General features: G+C 65.9%; 15 protein-coding genes. 5 read left to right on the top strand and 10 right to left on the bottom strand.

Annotated features, from left to right (window positions below; all coding sequences use genetic code 11):
• Window positions 1-38 precede the first annotated feature (38 nt).
• Window positions 39-269, top strand: coding sequence for a hypothetical protein (locus ACQR1Y_RS00610; protein ID WP_434878575.1), 231 nt, complete (start codon window positions 39-41; stop codon window positions 267-269).
• Between the two features lie 67 nt (window positions 270-336).
• Here the strand turns inward: ACQR1Y_RS00610 and ACQR1Y_RS00605 are convergent, their stop codons facing one another.
• From ACQR1Y_RS00605 to ACQR1Y_RS00590, 4 genes are all read right to left on the bottom strand, one after another.
• On the bottom strand, window positions 337-1,689 hold the full coding sequence (locus ACQR1Y_RS00605; protein ID WP_434878576.1) for a protoglobin domain-containing protein: 1,353 nt from the start codon (window positions 1,687-1,689) through the stop codon (window positions 337-339).
• A 244-nt stretch (window positions 1,690-1,933) separates the two neighbouring features.
• A complete protein-coding gene (rpmG, locus tag ACQR1Y_RS00600) occupies window positions 1,934-2,101 on the bottom strand; it encodes a 50S ribosomal protein L33 (protein WP_006611239.1) in 168 nt (55 codons plus the stop codon).
• 118 nt (window positions 2,102-2,219) lie between these two features.
• The gene (locus ACQR1Y_RS00595; RefSeq protein ID WP_434878577.1) at window positions 2,220-3,545 is read right to left on the bottom strand and encodes an LLM class flavin-dependent oxidoreductase; all 1,326 of its coding nucleotides are present in this window, start codon (window positions 3,543-3,545) and stop codon (window positions 2,220-2,222) included.
• Window positions 3,546-3,755: 210 nt separating this feature from the next.
• Window positions 3,756-5,093, bottom strand: coding sequence for an amidohydrolase (locus ACQR1Y_RS00590; protein WP_434878578.1), 1,338 nt, complete (start codon window positions 5,091-5,093; stop codon window positions 3,756-3,758).
• 131 nt (window positions 5,094-5,224) lie between these two features.
• On the opposite strand from ACQR1Y_RS00590, the gene ACQR1Y_RS00585 reads away from it, so the two are divergent.
• The gene (locus ACQR1Y_RS00585) at window positions 5,225-5,605 is read left to right on the top strand and encodes a Rid family hydrolase (protein WP_434878579.1); all 381 of its coding nucleotides are present in this window, start codon (window positions 5,225-5,227) and stop codon (window positions 5,603-5,605) included.
• A gap of 18 nt (window positions 5,606-5,623) precedes the next feature.
• On the opposite strand, the gene ACQR1Y_RS00580 is transcribed toward ACQR1Y_RS00585, so the two are convergent.
• Genes ACQR1Y_RS00580 through topA form a run of 4 tightly spaced genes read right to left on the bottom strand, consistent with a single transcriptional unit; the run spans window position 5,624 to window position 12,009 of the window.
• Window positions 5,624-6,382, bottom strand: a complete 759-nt coding sequence (locus ACQR1Y_RS00580; protein WP_434878580.1) for an NUDIX hydrolase — start codon at window positions 6,380-6,382, stop codon at window positions 5,624-5,626.
• Window positions 6,383-6,417: 35 nt separating this feature from the next.
• Window positions 6,418-6,873 carry a DUF983 domain-containing protein gene (locus ACQR1Y_RS00575; RefSeq protein ID WP_434878581.1) on the bottom strand — a complete coding sequence of 152 codons (456 nt, stop codon included), beginning with the start codon at window positions 6,871-6,873 and terminating at the stop codon, window positions 6,418-6,420.
• Entirely contained in the window at window positions 6,870-9,257 is a 2,388-nt protein-coding gene (gene rnr, locus ACQR1Y_RS00570; protein WP_434878582.1) for a ribonuclease R, read from the bottom strand. Before rnr ends, ACQR1Y_RS00575 begins: the two co-directional genes overlap by 4 nt.
• Before the next feature lie 4 nt (window positions 9,258-9,261).
• Window positions 9,262-12,009 (bottom strand): type I DNA topoisomerase, encoded by a 2,748-nt coding sequence (gene topA, locus ACQR1Y_RS00565; protein ID WP_434878583.1) that lies wholly within the window; start codon window positions 12,007-12,009, stop codon window positions 9,262-9,264.
• Between the two features lie 224 nt (window positions 12,010-12,233).
• Here topA and ACQR1Y_RS00560 point away from each other — a divergent pair, with 224 nt between their 5' ends.
• Window positions 12,234-12,443: a hypothetical protein gene (locus ACQR1Y_RS00560; protein WP_434861694.1), complete on the top strand. Its 210-nt coding sequence runs from the start codon at window positions 12,234-12,236 to the stop codon at window positions 12,441-12,443.
• Between the two features lie 43 nt (window positions 12,444-12,486).
• On the opposite strand, the gene ACQR1Y_RS00555 is transcribed toward ACQR1Y_RS00560, so the two are convergent.
• Entirely contained in the window at window positions 12,487-12,930 is a 444-nt protein-coding gene (locus tag ACQR1Y_RS00555) for a winged helix-turn-helix transcriptional regulator (protein WP_434878584.1), read from the bottom strand.
• A 125-nt stretch (window positions 12,931-13,055) separates the two neighbouring features.
• On the opposite strand from ACQR1Y_RS00555, the gene ACQR1Y_RS00550 reads away from it, so the two are divergent.
• Window positions 13,056-13,829, top strand: coding sequence for an SDR family NAD(P)-dependent oxidoreductase (locus ACQR1Y_RS00550; protein ID WP_434878585.1), 774 nt, complete (start codon window positions 13,056-13,058; stop codon window positions 13,827-13,829).
• A gap of 64 nt (window positions 13,830-13,893) precedes the next feature.
• Here the strand turns inward: ACQR1Y_RS00550 and ACQR1Y_RS00545 are convergent, their stop codons facing one another.
• Window positions 13,894-14,505 carry an FMN-dependent NADH-azoreductase gene (locus tag ACQR1Y_RS00545; protein WP_434878586.1) on the bottom strand — a complete coding sequence of 204 codons (612 nt, stop codon included), beginning with the start codon at window positions 14,503-14,505 and terminating at the stop codon, window positions 13,894-13,896.
• A 97-nt stretch (window positions 14,506-14,602) separates the two neighbouring features.
• On the opposite strand from ACQR1Y_RS00545, the gene ACQR1Y_RS00540 reads away from it, so the two are divergent.
• The gene (locus ACQR1Y_RS00540; protein WP_434878587.1) at window positions 14,603-15,001 is read left to right on the top strand and encodes a winged helix-turn-helix transcriptional regulator; all 399 of its coding nucleotides are present in this window, start codon (window positions 14,603-14,605) and stop codon (window positions 14,999-15,001) included.

Raw genomic sequence — 15,001 nt, 5'->3', positions numbered from 1 at the left:
CGGGGCGGGCGTTTGTCTTCCTCAAAGGAGGAGACCTCATGAAGAAGCTGGTGTTTGCGGCTGCGGTATCGCTGGTTGTTCTGCCGTCGCTCGCGTTGGCGCAGGGCCACATGGGCACGCCGCAGGAGCAGAAGGCCTGCGCGCCCGACGCCAAGCGCTTCTGCCGTGCTCAGCTCGGCGATGATTTCGGCGTGCAGAACTGTCTGACGCAGAACCGGGCCAAGCTGAGCAAGCGCTGCTCGGCGGTGTTCTCCAGCCACGGCATGTAAGCCGTCGCGCACGCCTTCTCGACGTGACAGGGCGGACGGCTGACGCTGGTCCGCCCTTCTTGCGTGATCAGGCCGTGCGCACCTTGCGCAGGAATTTGTCCAGCTCGTCCTTGAGGTGATTGCTCTCGCGCGACAGCGAGTGCGCCGAGGCGAGCACCTGGGACGAGGCGTTGCCGGTCGCGTTGGCGCCCTCGCTGACGTCGCCGATGTTGCCGGCGACGCGGGCGGTGCCGCTCGCAACCTCCTGGACGTTGCGCGAGATCTGACCCGTGGCGGAGCCCTGCTGCTCGACGGCGGCGGCGATGCCGGCCGCGATCTCCGAGATCTGCTGGATGGTGCCGCCGATCTGCTTGATCGAGGTCACCGAGGCCTGTGTCGCGTTCTGGATGCCTTCGATCTGCTGGCCGATCTCCTCGGTCGCCTTGGCGGTCTGCGAGGCCAGCGCCTTGACCTCGGAGGCGACCACGGCGAAGCCGCGGCCGGCTTCGCCCGCCCGTGCCGCCTCGATGGTGGCGTTCAAGGCGAGCAAATTGGTCTGGGCGGCGATCGAGGTGATCAGCTTCAGCACGTCGCCGATGCGCTCGGCGGTGCGCGACAGCTCGCTGATGCCGGCGTCCGTCTGTTCGATCTGGCGCACGGCTTCCCTGGCGATGGTGGTCGATTCCGTGACCCGGCGGCCGATCTCGTGCACGGAGGAGGTCATCTGCTCGGCGGCCGAGGCCACGGACTGCACGTTGGCCGAGACTTGGCCGGAGGCGGAGGCTGCGCTCGTCGACAGCTGCTGTGTCTGCTCGGCGGTCTTGCTGAGGCTGTTCGCCGACACCTCCAGCGTGCGCGCGTCGGAATGGACCTTGTTGATGATCTGTCCGACGGTGGCTTCGAACTCGTCGGCCATGCGCTTCATCGCGGCGTGCTGCTCGGTCTTGGCAGCATCGAGATAGACCGAGATCGCGAGGTCCATGTCGATCATCGCGGCCTTGGTGATCGCCGCCTGCAGCGCCGCCTTTTTCTCGCGCGCGGCGGCGCCCGCAAACCAGCCGTCCGACAGCTCGGTTTCGATCGCCTTCTGCAGGCCGGTGACGATCAGCGAATAGCCCGCGATGTACCAGCGCGGCTCCAGTCCCATGCGGTGATGGGCCTGGCCGATGCGGGTGACCGACGTCACATAGGCGTCGTCGAATTTGGCGGTCGCCAGCGACATCCAGTGATCGAACTGAGCCTGCGAGGCGTGCTTCATCGCGGCCTGGCCGGAGAACATCTTCGCCAGTTGCTGGTACTTGCCGACATGGGCGTAGAACTGCTGGAGCAAAGCGGGCAGCACCTTGCCGATCAGCGGCCGCAGTTCGCGCAGGCTGTCCCGCGTCGCATTGTCGATCCCGATGAAGTCGAGACGGGATTGCAGGGTGGCAAGATCGGTCATCGCTGGTCAGCCCGTGAAGCCAAGACGCGTGGGTGAGCCCGCGCTGCGGGTGCGTTGCTACCCTTCAGGATTGCACGATTTTGGTTGATGGTTCCTTACGAAGGAACCGAGAACTTTACTGATTTTGGGTCCGAGAGCTGGACGCCGTCGACGGTATTGGCGGGTGCCGGCGTGAACGGGGCAATAAAAAACGGGGCCGAAACGGCCCCGTTGAAGTCATAGCGTCCGCGATCTACTTGATCTTTTACTTGATCTTGGCTTCGCGGAATTCGACGTGCTTGCGCGCGACCGGGTCGTACTTCTTCTTGACCATCTTGTCGGTCATGGTGCGCGAATTCTTCTTGGCAACATAATAGAAGCCGGTGTCGGCCGACGACACGAGCTTGACCTTGATGGTGACCGCTTTGGCCATGTCTTGAACCTCTGGAATCGGGGATAGGGTGGGCACCGGCCAAAGAGGGGGCGCCGTTGGCCGGCAAACTACCCAGCCAGCCCCCAAAGTCAAGGTTGCCGGGCCAGATTCTGGGATCCTAGGTCTCGAAGAAGCGGTTTTTGGGCCGGGGAAGCCCGAGATTGTCGCGCAAGGTGGGGCCTTCGTACTCGGTCCGGAAGATCCCGCGGCGCTGCAGCTCGGGAATCACCTTTTCGACGAAGTCGTCGAGGCCGGCGGGCAGGAACGGGAACATGATGTTGAAGCCGTCCGAGCCGCGGCTTTCCAGCCAATCCTGCATCTGGTCGGCGATCGTCTTGGCCGTGCCGACGAAAGCGAGCCCGCCATAGCCGCCGACCCGCTGCGCCAGCTGCCGCACCGTGAGCTTGTCGCGGGCGGCGACGTCGACCAGGCGCTGGCGGCCGCTCTTGGAGGCGTTGGTCTCGGGGATCGGCGGCAGCTGGCCGTCGGGATCGAAGCCGGAGGCATCGGTGCCGAGGATCACCGAGAGCGAGGCGATGGCGCTGTCGTAGTGCACCTTGCTGTCGAGGAGCGCGCGCTTCTCCTTGGCCTCCGCATCGCTGTCGCCGACCACGACGAAGGCGCCGGGCAGGATCTTCAGATGCTCGGGGTTGCGGCCGACCTTCTCCATGCGGCCCTTGATGTCGGCGTAGAGCTTCTGGCCATCGGCGAGACTGCCGCCGCCGGTGAACACGGCTTCCGCGGTCTCGGCCGCGAGTTGTTTGCCGTCCTCGGAGGCGCCGGCCTGCACGATCACCGGCCAGCCCTGCACCGGGCGGGCGATGTTCAGCGGTCCCCGCACCTTGAGATATTTGCCCTTGTGGTCGAGCACATGCATCTTGTCGGGATCGAAGAACAGCCCGCTCTCGACGTCGCGCACGAACGCATCATCGGCGAAGGAATCCCACAGGCCGGTGACGACGTCGTAGAACTCGCGGGCGCGCTTGTAGCGCTCGGCGTGCTCCATGTGGTCGTCGAGGCCGAAATTCAGCGCTGCGTCGGGGTTCGAGGTGGTGACGATATTCCAGCCCGCGCGGCCGCCGGAGAGATGGTCGAGCGAGGCGAAGCGGCGGGCAACGTGATAGGGCTCGTCGAACGTGGTCGAGCCCGTCGCGATCAGGCCGATGTTCTCCGTGACGGCCGACAATGCCGAGAGCAGCGTGAACGGCTCGAACGAGGTCACCGTGTGGCTGCGCTTCAGCGCATTGATCGGCATGTTCAGCACGGCCAGATGATCGGCCATGAAGAAGGCGTCGAACTTGCCGGCCTCGAGCTTGCGGATCAGCTGCTTAAGATGCGCGAAATTGAAGTTGGCGTCCGGCCAGGCGCCAGGATAGCGCCACGCGCCGGTGTGGATCGAGACCGGGCGCATGAACGCGCCGAGCTTGAGTTGACGAGGGGCCATGGGGGCGTCCGCGGATGGTTGCTGTCTTTCAGCAGATAGGAACTTCGCGGGCGCGTGTCAGCAAGCCGGCGCAGAACACGATTTCGTTTTCAATGCCGACAGAGAACGTTCATGCCAATGAGGGCCGAGCAGGCAGTCCAAACAACGGTGTCGTCCCGGCCTTGAGCCGGGACCCACTCCGTGAAGGTTGGGATGCCGTCGCCGCTCCGCCTAATTCCCCTTTGCGCGTTCGTCGAACGCCGAGAGCACGGCGAGCGTCATGGCCGTGATGCCGGTCTCGATGGTCGGCTTCGGCACCGGCGCGAATTGCGGGGAGTGGTTCGGCGCCAGTTGCGGGCCGGTGCCGTTGCGGGCTGCGGCGACGCGCTCAGGTTCGTAAACGCCGATGCCGAAGAACATCGAGGGCACGCCGGCCGCGACGAACTCGGAATAGTCCTCGCTGGTCGTGGTCGGCGGGACCAGCATCAGCTTGTCGCCGAAGGCCGCCCGCAGCACCTTCTCGCCGGCCGCAACGACAGCAGAATCATTCATGACGCCCTTGGCGCCCTCGGTGATCTCGATCTGCGGCGACGGCGCATCCGCCATGGCGGCGACGGCCTTGGCCGTGCGCTCGACGCCGGCCACGATCTTCGCGCGCACCTCCGGCTTGAAGGTCCTGATCGTGCCGGCGACGAAGGCGTTGTCGGGAATGATGTTGCCGGCGGTGCCGCCATGGATCGCGCCGACCGTGACGAGGCCGAACTCGGTCGGGTCCTTCTCGCGGCTGATCACGCTCTGCAGGTCGACCACGAAGCGCGCCGCCATCATCACCGGATCGATCGTCTGGTGCGGCGCCGCGCCGTGGCCGCCGCGGCCGTGGAAACGAACGAACAGTCCGTCCGCACTGGAGGAGCCGATACCCGTGCGGTAGGTGAGCGAGCCGTAAGCGAAGCCACCATCATGCAGGGCGAAGCCGACATCGGGTTTCGGGAAGCGCGTGAACAGGCCGTCGGCCAGCATCGCCTTGGCACCAGCGACTTCTTCCTCGGCCGGCTGGGCGATGAACATCAAGGTGCCCTTCCACTTGTCCTTCAGGCCGACCAGCGTCTTGGCCGTGCCGACCCAGCTCGCCATGTGGATGTCGTGGCCGCAGCTATGCGCGACGAAGGTCTCGCGCCCGTTCCAAATGGCCTTGTCGCGGCTCGCATAGGGCAGGCCGGTCTTTTCCTCCATCGGCAGCGCGTCGAGCTCGGTGCGCACCATGATCGTCGGGCCCTCGCCATTGCGATAGAGCGCGACGAGGCCTGTCTTGCCGACCTTCTCGGTGACTTCGAAGCCGAGCGCGCGCATCTGCTCCGCAAGCTTCGCCGCGGTTTTGACTTCCTGGAAAGCAAGCTCGGGATGGGCGTGCAGATCCTTGTAGAGCACGTCGAGCGCGGGATAGTCGCGTTCGAGCGACGCGGTGATGGTGCTCTTCAACGCCGCGAGATCGAGATCTGCGCGAGCCTGTGCCGAGACCAGGGTGGACGATGCAACTGACGCGAGCAGGGCGACGAGAAACTGCTTCATGGAGGGGCTCCCAATGAACGCCGTCATTTAATACCTTTCGGCGGTCGACGACCAGCAGGCCCGTCGATCTTGCGCATCAAGGCGAGCGCGTCGGGTGTGATCTCAAACCCGCTCGCGAGGGAGCATTCGAGGTGTCAGAACGGCTCAATATCTCCTCTGGCTATCCGTTTGAAGACCGCTACGGCTATGCACGCGCCGTTCGCGTCGGCCAGCAAATCTTCGTCTCCGGAACGACCGCGCGAGGTCCTGATCTGGATCGCGATGCCTATGTCCAGGCGCAAGGCGTGATCGGCATCATCGCCGAAGCGCTGGAGAAGGCGGGAGCGGAGCTTCGCCATGTGGTGCGGACGGTCGTTTACGTGACCGACATGGCTGACATCGATCATGTTGCTCGCGCCCACGGCGAAGCCTTCGGCACGGTGCTGCCGGCTAGCACGCTGGTACAGGTCGCCGGTCTTACGCCCGCGAACGCTCGGGTCGAGATCGAGATGACAGCGATCATCCATGACTGATGACCGCGCTGGAGCGCATCATCCGCCCAGCACGTCCTTCTGCATCCTGCCGCCGTAGAAGTGGAAGAACGGCACCGGGGCGTCGTGGCGGAGCGGGCCGGTGGCGAGGCGCTTGTCGAGCTCGTGGAGGACGTTCTTGGTCATCGGGTGCAGATCGGCGAGCGGCTTGGAGCCGAGCTCGACCCAGACCAGCTCGACCAGCTCGGCATCGGCATGGATCACCCCCTCGACCCGGTGGGTGATGGCGGAGGCATCGGCCGTGAAGAAGCGGGTGTCGAAGCGCTTGATGCGGCCGGGCGGGGTGATGGCGCGGGCGATCAGGAACAGGCCGGAGGGATCGGGCAGCAGGCCCGCTTCAGTAAACGGCGCCCAAGGACCATCGAGCTTCGGCGTAGGGCCGTCGACCTTGCGTCCCAGGCAGAGACCCGTTTCCTCGCAGGCTTCGCGGATCGCGGCGACGGCGAGCGATTTCGCCCGTGACGCTGATGTCTGCGGCTTGCCCTTGAACAGATTGGCTTCGAGCTCGGCCGGCATCGGAGCTGCGACCGGAATGCGGTGATCGGTCTTGTCGACGCGGCCGCCGGGAAAGACGAACTTGCCGGGCATGAACACGACCTTGTCGTGGCGCTTGCCGACCAGCACTTTCGGCACGGCGCCGCTGCGGTCGACCAGGATCAAGGTCGCGGCGTCGCGTGGCTTGGTGTAGGGATGATGGTCTGCTTCCTTCTCGGCGGGCTTGCCCGCCGGCGCGCTCGTCGCCTGTGCCGTCTCGTTCATATCCTCCCCTTCTTCTTATTAGTTCTTGAAGTCGCTCACACCGGCGGAATGCCTTCCACCGGATTGTCGTCGAAGCCGTGCATCCGGAACGCCCATTGCAGCCCGACGACGGCGCCCTTGACCGGCTGCAGCAGCGCGAGCGAGGCGATCAATGTCACCGGCAGGTAGATCGCGAGCTGCAGCGCCACGGGCGGCGCGTAGTTGGTCTCGATCGACAGCACCAGCGGCACGATGATGTGGCCGACGATGACGATCACGAGATAGGCGGGCAGATCGTCGGCGCGATGGCCGGAGAAATCCTGGCCGCAGCGGTCGCAATTGTCGGCGACCTTCAGGAAGGCGCGGAACAGCTTGCCCTCGCCGCAGCGCGGGCAGCGGCCGCGCAGGCCGTGCTTCATCGCCGTCCAGACGTCGCGCTTCTCGGCAAGACCAGTGTCGCGGGTCCAGGTCTGCGGCAGCGGCTGTGGCATTGCGCGGGGCGTAGAACTCATGGCGTCCATGATTGGCCTTTCTTCGACGTGCCGGGCTTGCGTTTTGCCCCTGCCTTTTGGCTTTTCTTACGGCTCTTGTCTTTATGCTTCGTGCGCGCTTCGGATTTGCCCCGCTTGGCCGCCTTGTGGGTCGCCTTGGCGTTCGTCCCGACGGTATTCTTGCGCCTGGGGCCTGCGCCGCGCGGATGGCGCGACACCAGCACGTCGGCCTGCGTCAGCAGCTCGAAGCGCAGCGCGCCGGCCACCGGTTGAGCTTCTACCAGACGCACGTCGACGACGTCACCGAGTCGGTGCATGGCACCACTGCGCTGGCCGATCAGCGCGTGGCGGGTCTCGTCGTAATCGAAATATTCCGTGCCGAGGGTTCGGATCGGAACCAGGCCGTCGGCGCCGGTGTCGTCGAGCTTGATGAAGAGACCCGCGCGGGTGACGCCGGAGATGCGGCCCTGGAAGGTGGCGCCGACGCGATCGGCGAGATGGTGCGCGATCAGCCGGTCGGCGGTCTCGCGCTCGGCCTTCATCGCGCGGCGCTCGGTCACCGAGATCTGCGCCGCGACCTCCGCCAGATGATCCGGCGTCTCGCTGTCGGGCAGGGCGCCGTCGCCGAGCCCCAGTGCGCGCAACAGGCCACGGTGCACGACGAGGTCGGCGTAGCGGCGAATGGGAGAGGTGAAGTGCGCGTAGCGGCGCAAATTGAGGCCGAAATGCCCGTAATTTTCCGAGGAGTACTCGGCTTGCGCCTGCGAGCGCAGCACGACCTCGTTGACGAGCTTCTCGTAGTCCTGGCCGGCGACCAAGGTCAGCACGCGGTTGAACAGTGACGGCCGCAGCGCGCCCGACTTCGCGAAGGGTACGTCGAGCGTCTTCAGGAAGTCCTGCAGCGCGTGTACCTTCTCGACCGTGGGCTCGTCATGCACGCGATAGATCAGCGGCAGCGCCTTCTTCTCCAGCGCCTCGGCGGCTGCGACGTTGGCGAGGATCATGAACTCCTCGATCAGCCGGTGCGCGTCGAGGCGCTCGGGCACGACAACGCGGTCGACGGTGCCGTCCGGCTTCAACAGGATCTTGCGCTCGGGAAGGTCGAGGTCGAGCGGATCGCGCGCGTCGCGGCCGCGCTTGGCGACCTCATAGGCGGCATAGAGCGGCTTGAGGATCGGTTCGAGCAGGGGGCCGGTGATGTCGTCCGGCTTGCCGTCGATGGCGGCTTGCGCCTGCGCGTAGGACAGCTTTGCGGCCGAACGCATCAGCACGCGGTGGAACGAGTGCGACCGCTTGCGACCGTCGGCGCCCAGCACCATGCGCACGGCGAGCGCGCCGCGCGGTTCGCCCGGCACCAGCGAGCACAGATTGTTGGAGATCCGTTCCGGCAGCATCGGCACGACGCGGTCGGGGAAGTACACCGAATTGCCGCGGATCAGCGCGTCGCGATCGAGCGCCGAGCCGGGCCGCACATAGTAGGCGACGTCGGCGATGGCGACGTGAAGGATAAAGCCGCCGGCATTGTTCGGATCGGAATCCGGCTCGGCATGGACCGCGTCGTCATGGTCCTTCGCATCGGGCGGATCGATCGTGACCAGCGGCAGTTCGCGCCAGTCCTCGCGGCCCTTCAGGGTCGCCGGCTGCGCGGCTTCGGCTTCCGCGACGGCCGCGGCCGAGAAGTCCATCGGAATCTCGTGGGCGTGGATCGCGATCAGGCTGATCGCCTTCTCGGTCGCCACCGAGCCGTAGCGCTCCTTCACGCGGCCCGCCGGCAGGCCGTAGCCCCGGCCGCGCAACAGGTCGACGCTGATGAGATCGCCGTCCTTGGCGTCGCGGGTATCGCCCGGCGCAATCGACAGCTCGCGGCCGGCCTGCTTCTTGTCGACGGGGATCAGGCGACCGCCGCCATTGGGATTGCTCTTGAAGATGCCGAGCACGCGGTTGCGCGCCTGGTCGATCACCTTCAGCACGCGGCCGCGATAGGCGACGCCATCGGTATCGTTGATCGGCTCGACGCGGAGCAAAGCGCGATCGCCGACGCCTGCAGTGGCGCCTGGCTTGGCGAGGCGAGACGCGTAGATACGGATGCGTGGCGGCTCGGACTGTTCGGCCTCGTCCCACTCGGCGGGTTTTGCGATCAGCTCACCATCGCTGTCGCGGCCGGTGATGTCGGCGACCAGTGTCGCCGGCAAGGTCGCGGGCTCGACGATCTTCTTGCGGCCGCTCTTCTTGACCGTGCCGTCGGCGACGAGCTCGCGCAGCAGCTCCTTGAGTGCTGCGCGATCGGCGTTCTTCAGGCCGAACTCGCGGGCGATGTCCTTGGTGCCAACCTTGCCCGGATTGGCGCGGATGAAGGCGACGATGGCCTCCCGCGGAGGGAAGCCGATGTCGCGCTTTTTGATCATTTTCTCATCCGCGGGCCTTGCCGGCGCTCTTCTTGGGCGTGGCCTTGGTCGCAGGCTTCGCCGATGTCTTGGCGGCCTTCGCAACCGGCGCACGCGCCTTGCTGGTGGAGTCTGATTTCGGCTTGGCCGCCGCCTTCTTCGCCACGGCCTTCTTGGCCGGCTTCGGCGAGTCGTCGTCGCCGCCCGCCTTCGGCTTCGCGGCGGCCTTGGGCTTCGCAGCCTTCTTTGCCGCCTTTGGCTTACCGCCGCCCTTGGCGGCGCGCTCATCGATCAGCGCGATCGCCTCGGCGAGCGTAATCGTGTCCTTTTCCTTGTCGCCGGGGATTGTGGCGTTGACGCCTCCCGCGGTGACATAGGCGCCGTAGCGGCCAGCCTTCACGGCGACCGGACCGAGCGACGGATGATCGCCCAGCGCCTTGCCGGGATCGGCGCCGAAGCGCTTGCTCGGACCCTTGGCGACCTTCTCGGCAATCAAGGTGACGGCGCGATTGAGGCCGATGTCGAACACCTCGTCGCCGGCCTCAAGGCTCGCATAGGTCTTGTCGTGCTTCACGAACGGCCCGAAGCGGCCGAGGCCCGCCGTGATCGGAAGACCCGTCTCCGGATGCTTGCCGATCTCACGCGGCAGCGACAGCAGCTTCAGCGCCAGATCGAGATCGACGTCCGACGGCTGCGTGCCCTTCGGGATGCCGGCGCGCTTCGGCTTCTCGCCTTCGGCATAGTCCTTCTGCTCGCCGAGCTGGATGTAAGGCCCGAACCGGCCGGCCTTGACGGCGACCTCGAGGCCCGAGTCCGGATCCTGGCCGAGCATGCGATCGGCCGCGGCCTCGCTGTCGGCCGCGAGCGGACGGGTGTAGCGGCATTCCGGATAGTTCGAGCAGCCGACGAAGGCGCCGAACTTGCCGGCCTTCAGATTGAGCCGGCCGGTGCCGCAGGTCGGGCACTGCCGGACGTCGCCGCCGTCCTCGCGCGGCGGATAGATGTGCGGGCCGAGCATCTCGTCGAGCGCGTCGAGCACCTGCGCCACGCGCAGGTCCTTGATGTCGTCGACGGCGCCGATGAAGCCGGTCCAGAAATCCTTCAGAACCTGCTGCCAGGCGATCTCATTGTTGGAGATGCGGTCAAGCTGCTCCTCCAGATCCGCCGTGAAATCATACTCGACATAGCGGCGGAAGAAGTTCTCCAGGAACGCGATGACGACGCGGCCCTTGTCCTCGCCGTGCAGGCGCTTCTTCTCGAGCTTCACATAGCCGCGCGCCTTCAGCACATCGAGGATCGAGGCATATGTCGAGGGCCGGCCGATGCCGAGCTCCTCCATGCGCTTGACCAGCGAGGCCTCGGAGAAGCGCGGCGGCGGCTCGGTGAAGTGCTGGGTGACGGCCAGGTTCTGGCGCTTCAGCGCCTCGCCCTGGCTCATCTGTGGCAGCCGGCGGCTGTCCTCGTCCTCCTCGTCGTCGCGGCCTTCCTGGTAGAGCGCGAGGAAGCCGTCGAACTTGACGACCTGGCCGGTGGCGCGCAGCTCCAGGGTGCGGCCGCCTGCCTTTGCGGTGATGTCGACGGTGGTGCGCTCGAGCTCGGCGGATTCCATCTGGCTGGCGATGGTGCGGGTCCAGATCAGCTCGTACAGCTTGGCCTGGTCGTCATCGAGCCGCTTGCGCAGGTCGGCGGGCTTGCGCGAAAGATCGGTCGGGCGGATCGCCTCGTGGGCTTCCTGGGCGTTCTTGGCCTTGGTCTGGTACTGCCGCGGGCTGTCCGGCACGTATTTGTTGCCGTAGATCTCGCCGATCACCTTGCGCGCCTGGGTGATCGCGGAGCCGTCGATCTGCACGCCGTCGGTTCGCATATAAGTAATGAGACCGGTGGTCTCGCCGCCGATGTCGATGCCTTCATAGAGCCGCTGCGCGATGCGCATCGTATGCGCCGGCGCGAAGCCGAGCTTGCGGCTCGCTTCCTGTTGCAAGGTCGAGGTGGTGAACGGCGCCTGCGGATTGCGCCGCGCCGGCTTGGCGTCGACGGTCGCGACCGTATAGGTCGCCGCGTTCAGCGCGTTCTTAAAGTCCTCGGCTTCCGCACCGGTGCCGATGTCGAGCCGCTGGATCTTCTTGCCGTCGGCGCCCACGAGACGGGCTTCGAACGTGTCGCCGCGCGGCGTCGCCAGGGTGGCGATCAGCGACCAGTATTCGCGCGGGACGAACTTCTCGATCTCGAGCTCGCGGTCGCAGACCAGGCGCAGCGCCACCGACTGCACGCGACCCGCGGAGCGGGCGCCGGGCAGCTTGCGCCACAGCACCGGGGAGAGCGTGAAGCCGACGAGGTAATCGAGCGCGCGGCGCGCCATGTAGGCGTCGACCAGCGCGCCGTCGATCTCGCGCGGATGCTTCATCGCGTCCGAGACGGCTTGCTTCGTGATGGCGTTGAACACGACGCGCTCGATCTTCTGATCCTTCAGCGCGCGCTTCTCTTTCAACACTTCCAGCACATGCCAGGAGATCGCCTCGCCCTCGCGATCAGGGTCGGTGGCGAGAATCAGGCGGTCGGCGCCCTTCACGGACTTGGCGATCTCGTTGAGTCGGCCTGCCGCCTTGGGGTCGACCTCCCAGATCATGCGGAAGTTTTCTTCCGGATCCACGGAACCGTTCTTCGCCGGGAGGTCGCGGACATGACCAAAAGAGGCCAGAACCTCGTAGGAGGAGCCCAGATACTTATTGATCGTCTTGGCCTTGGCAGGCGACTCCACGATGACGATATTCATGTATTTCCAATGGCTTAGTGGAAGGATTGAAGCCGGTTTCGCGGGATTCGCGGTGGGCTCCTTGACCCGAACATGGGTGGTGAGGGGGTTCCTGTCAAATCGCGCGGCGGTGAAAGTCGATTGCGTCTGGCCGGCGAAGTACCTATCAGGTTGTAGGGAGCGCTACTGGGACCGTGCTCGTTTTGCGATGATTTCCGTCAAAAACCCGACTTTGGATAAAGTTATTGACCAAGGAAGCGGACAAACGCGACCCAGATATAGAAGAGTCGGTGGAGGATCCCGATGCCGCGGCAGCGCTGATTGCCGAGGTCACGGCAAACCTGTCGGAGCTGGCCCAGCGGCATAACCTCGACATGCTCGACTATCTCTTGCGCATGGCAAACCTCGAGGCCGAAGAGCACCTCCGGCTTCGAAGCCGGCGCAGGCTGTCCTGATCCACGGGCCCGCCACATCTGCAGGCTTGCCTGATCGATCGGCTCAGCGTCCGGCCAGGGTGGTCTGCTCGGCCGTCAACGGCGTCCCGTCGTCGGCGGCCAGGAGAAGCTTGCGCACGGGCCGCCGGTTGACGCGGTCGACCAGCGTCGTGGTGATCTGCTCCGGGTGATCGTCGAATTCCTCGCTCCACTGCCGCAGAGCGACGAGGATGGGAAACAGGCCGCGTCCCTTCGCTGTCAGCACATAGTCGTGATAGGCGCTGCCGTCAGCGGCAGGCTCGATCGCGAGAATGCCGCGATCGACCAGCGCCCGCAGCCGTACCGTCAGGATGTTCTTGGCCAGTCCAAGGCTGCGCTGGAACGCGCTGAAGCGGCGGACGCCCAGAAACGCATCGCGGATGATGAGGAGCGACCACCAGTCGCCGATCGCATCCAGCGACCGGGCGATCGGGCAGGGATCTCCCTCCAAACTCGTCCGCTTCACCATCAGATGCCCCTCCGCTGCGGGATCGCTCGTCGCCCGAGCAACGCCATACCACGGTTTAGTTGCATAATGAAACCAAAGTGCATATGTCGATTGTGGTTTAATAAGGCAACCACATGGAGGCGGGCGTGAGACTCGAGAACAAGACGGCTCTGATTACCGGCGGCAGCAGTGGCATCGGCTTCGCGACCGCCCGGAGGTTTGTCGCCGAGGGTGCCAAGGTCGCCATCACCGGACGCGACAGCGGGCGCCTGGAGGCGGCGGCGCGGGAACTCGGGCCCAACGCCCTCGCGCTCGTGGCCGACGCGACGGATATCGCTGCGACCGAGGCGGCGATCGCCCGCGCCTCGGAACGGTTTGGCAAGCTCGACATCCTGTTCGCCAATGCCGGGATTCCCGGCGCAACGCCGGCCGGCGCGACCAGGCTGGAGGTGTTCGAACAGGTGATCCGCACCAATCTGACGGGCGTGTTCTTCACCGTCCAGGCCGCGCTGCCGCATCTCAAGGATGGCGCTTCGATCATCCTGAACGGCTCGGTGATCTCGGTCCTCGGCAATCCCGGCTATTCCGCCTATGCGGGCAGCAAGGCCGGCGTTCGCGCGATGGCGCGGGTGCTGGCGTCCGAACTGTCGCCGCGCGGCATTCGCGTCAACGTGGTCGCGCCGGGCGCGATCCGCACCCCGATCTGGGGCGCTGCTGTAGCAACACCGGAGGCGGAGAAGGCGTTCGAGGCGCGGATCGCGGCGACGACGCCGCTCGGCCGGATCGGCGAGCCCGACCACATCGCCGGGACCGTGCTGTTCCTGGCGTCGGACGACGCGGCCCATATCCAGGGCCAGGAGCTGTTCGTCGACGGCGGCACGACCAGCTCGCCGGCGGGCGCACCGATCTATCGAGGCTAAGGAATGAGAGACGACCGGGGTAGGCGTGATGCCCGCCCCGGTCCGGGGATCATGCTGGTGGACCTCAGGCCGCGAGACGGCCGGCTGCGTCGAGCGCATGAGCCAGCGCCTGCGCGCGGTGCTCCGGTCCCATCTGCACGCCATCGGCGGCAATGAAGGTGAGATCCTTGACGCCGATGAATCCGAAGACGCTGCGCAGATAGGTCTCGACGTGCTCGAGGGCAGCCATCGGCGTTTCAGCACCGTAGCGGCCGCCGCGCGAGATCGCGACGATCACGCGCTTGTTGCCGGCGAGGCCCTCCGGGCCGTTCGGGCCGTATGTGAAGGTCTTGCCCGCCACCGCAATGCGGTCGATCCAGGCCTTGAGCTGGCTCGGCACCGAGAAATTGTACATTGGCGCGCCGATCACGACGATGTCGGCGCTGAGAAACTCGTCGAGAACCGCCTGGCCCGTGGCGACATCGGCGGCGATGGAGGGATCCATGTCAGCCCCGCCACGCATCGTCGCGACGTGCGCGCCCGACAGATGCGCAAGCGGCGCCGCGGCGATGTCGCGATAGGTCACGTCGAGTCCCGGCGTCATCTGGCGGACTCGCGCCACGATCGCGGCGGACACCTCGCGGCTGACGGAATTCGGGCCGAGCACGCTGGAATCGATGTGGAGCAGATGGGTCATAGGTCAGTTACCTCGGTATCGGTTTGTAACTGGCGCACTATGAGTGACTGTGCTGTAACCCCACAAGAACGCACATTCTTGAAACCCGGGCACATCCGTGACACCTCGTGACAGCACTGATACCGACGCTCTGGCCGGTCCGGAGCACCATGACTGCCGCGGCGTCGCCGCAATCCTGGCCCGCGTCGGCGACAAATGGAGCGTGTTCGTCATCATGATGCTGCAGGACGGGCCGAAGCGCTTCAACGAGCTGAAGCGGCTCGTGGGCGGCATTTCACAGCGCATGCTGACCTTGACCCTGCGCGGTCTCGAACGCGACGGGCTGGTGACGCGGACGGTATTTCCCACCATTCCGCCGCGGGTGGACTACGAGCTCACCGATCTCGGCCGCGGCCTGTCGCAGCCCGTTCAGGCGCTCGGGGCCTGGGCGATCGAGCACCGGGAGCAGATCGAGCAGGCGCGCAGCCGCTTCGACGCGTCGCGGGATGCCGACTGA

Origin of the sequence: Bradyrhizobium sp. HKCCYLRH3099, assembly GCF_051167855.1 — a bacterium.
GTDB lineage: Bacteria > Pseudomonadota > Alphaproteobacteria > Rhizobiales > Xanthobacteraceae > Bradyrhizobium.
This window is presented reverse-complemented; position numbering and strand designations above follow the sequence as displayed.

Bases quoted from the DNA above. Each gene is read 5' to 3' on its own strand.
- ACQR1Y_RS00545 (WP_434878586.1), bottom strand. From the start codon at position 14,505: ATGACCCATCTGCTCCACATCGATTCCAGCGTGCTCGGCCCGAATTCC.
- rnr (WP_434878582.1), bottom strand. From the start codon at position 9,257: ATGATCAAAAAGCGCGACATCGGCTTCCCTCCGCGGGAGGCCATCGTC.
- ACQR1Y_RS00610 (WP_434878575.1), top strand. From the start codon at position 39: ATGAAGAAGCTGGTGTTTGCGGCTGCGGTATCGCTGGTTGTTCTGCCG.
- ACQR1Y_RS00555 (WP_434878584.1), bottom strand. From the start codon at position 12,930: ATGGTGAAGCGGACGAGTTTGGAGGGAGATCCCTGCCCGATCGCCCGG.
- ACQR1Y_RS00575 (WP_434878581.1), bottom strand. From the start codon at position 6,873: ATGAGTTCTACGCCCCGCGCAATGCCACAGCCGCTGCCGCAGACCTGG.
- ACQR1Y_RS00605 (WP_434878576.1), bottom strand. From the start codon at position 1,689: ATGACCGATCTTGCCACCCTGCAATCCCGTCTCGACTTCATCGGGATC.
- rpmG (WP_006611239.1), bottom strand. From the start codon at position 2,101: ATGGCCAAAGCGGTCACCATCAAGGTCAAGCTCGTGTCGTCGGCCGAC.
- ACQR1Y_RS00595 (WP_434878577.1), bottom strand. From the start codon at position 3,545: ATGGCCCCTCGTCAACTCAAGCTCGGCGCGTTCATGCGCCCGGTCTCG.
- ACQR1Y_RS00590 (WP_434878578.1), bottom strand. From the start codon at position 5,093: ATGAAGCAGTTTCTCGTCGCCCTGCTCGCGTCAGTTGCATCGTCCACC.
- topA (WP_434878583.1), bottom strand. From the start codon at position 12,009: ATGAATATCGTCATCGTGGAGTCGCCTGCCAAGGCCAAGACGATCAAT.
- ACQR1Y_RS00580 (WP_434878580.1), bottom strand. From the start codon at position 6,382: ATGAACGAGACGGCACAGGCGACGAGCGCGCCGGCGGGCAAGCCCGCC.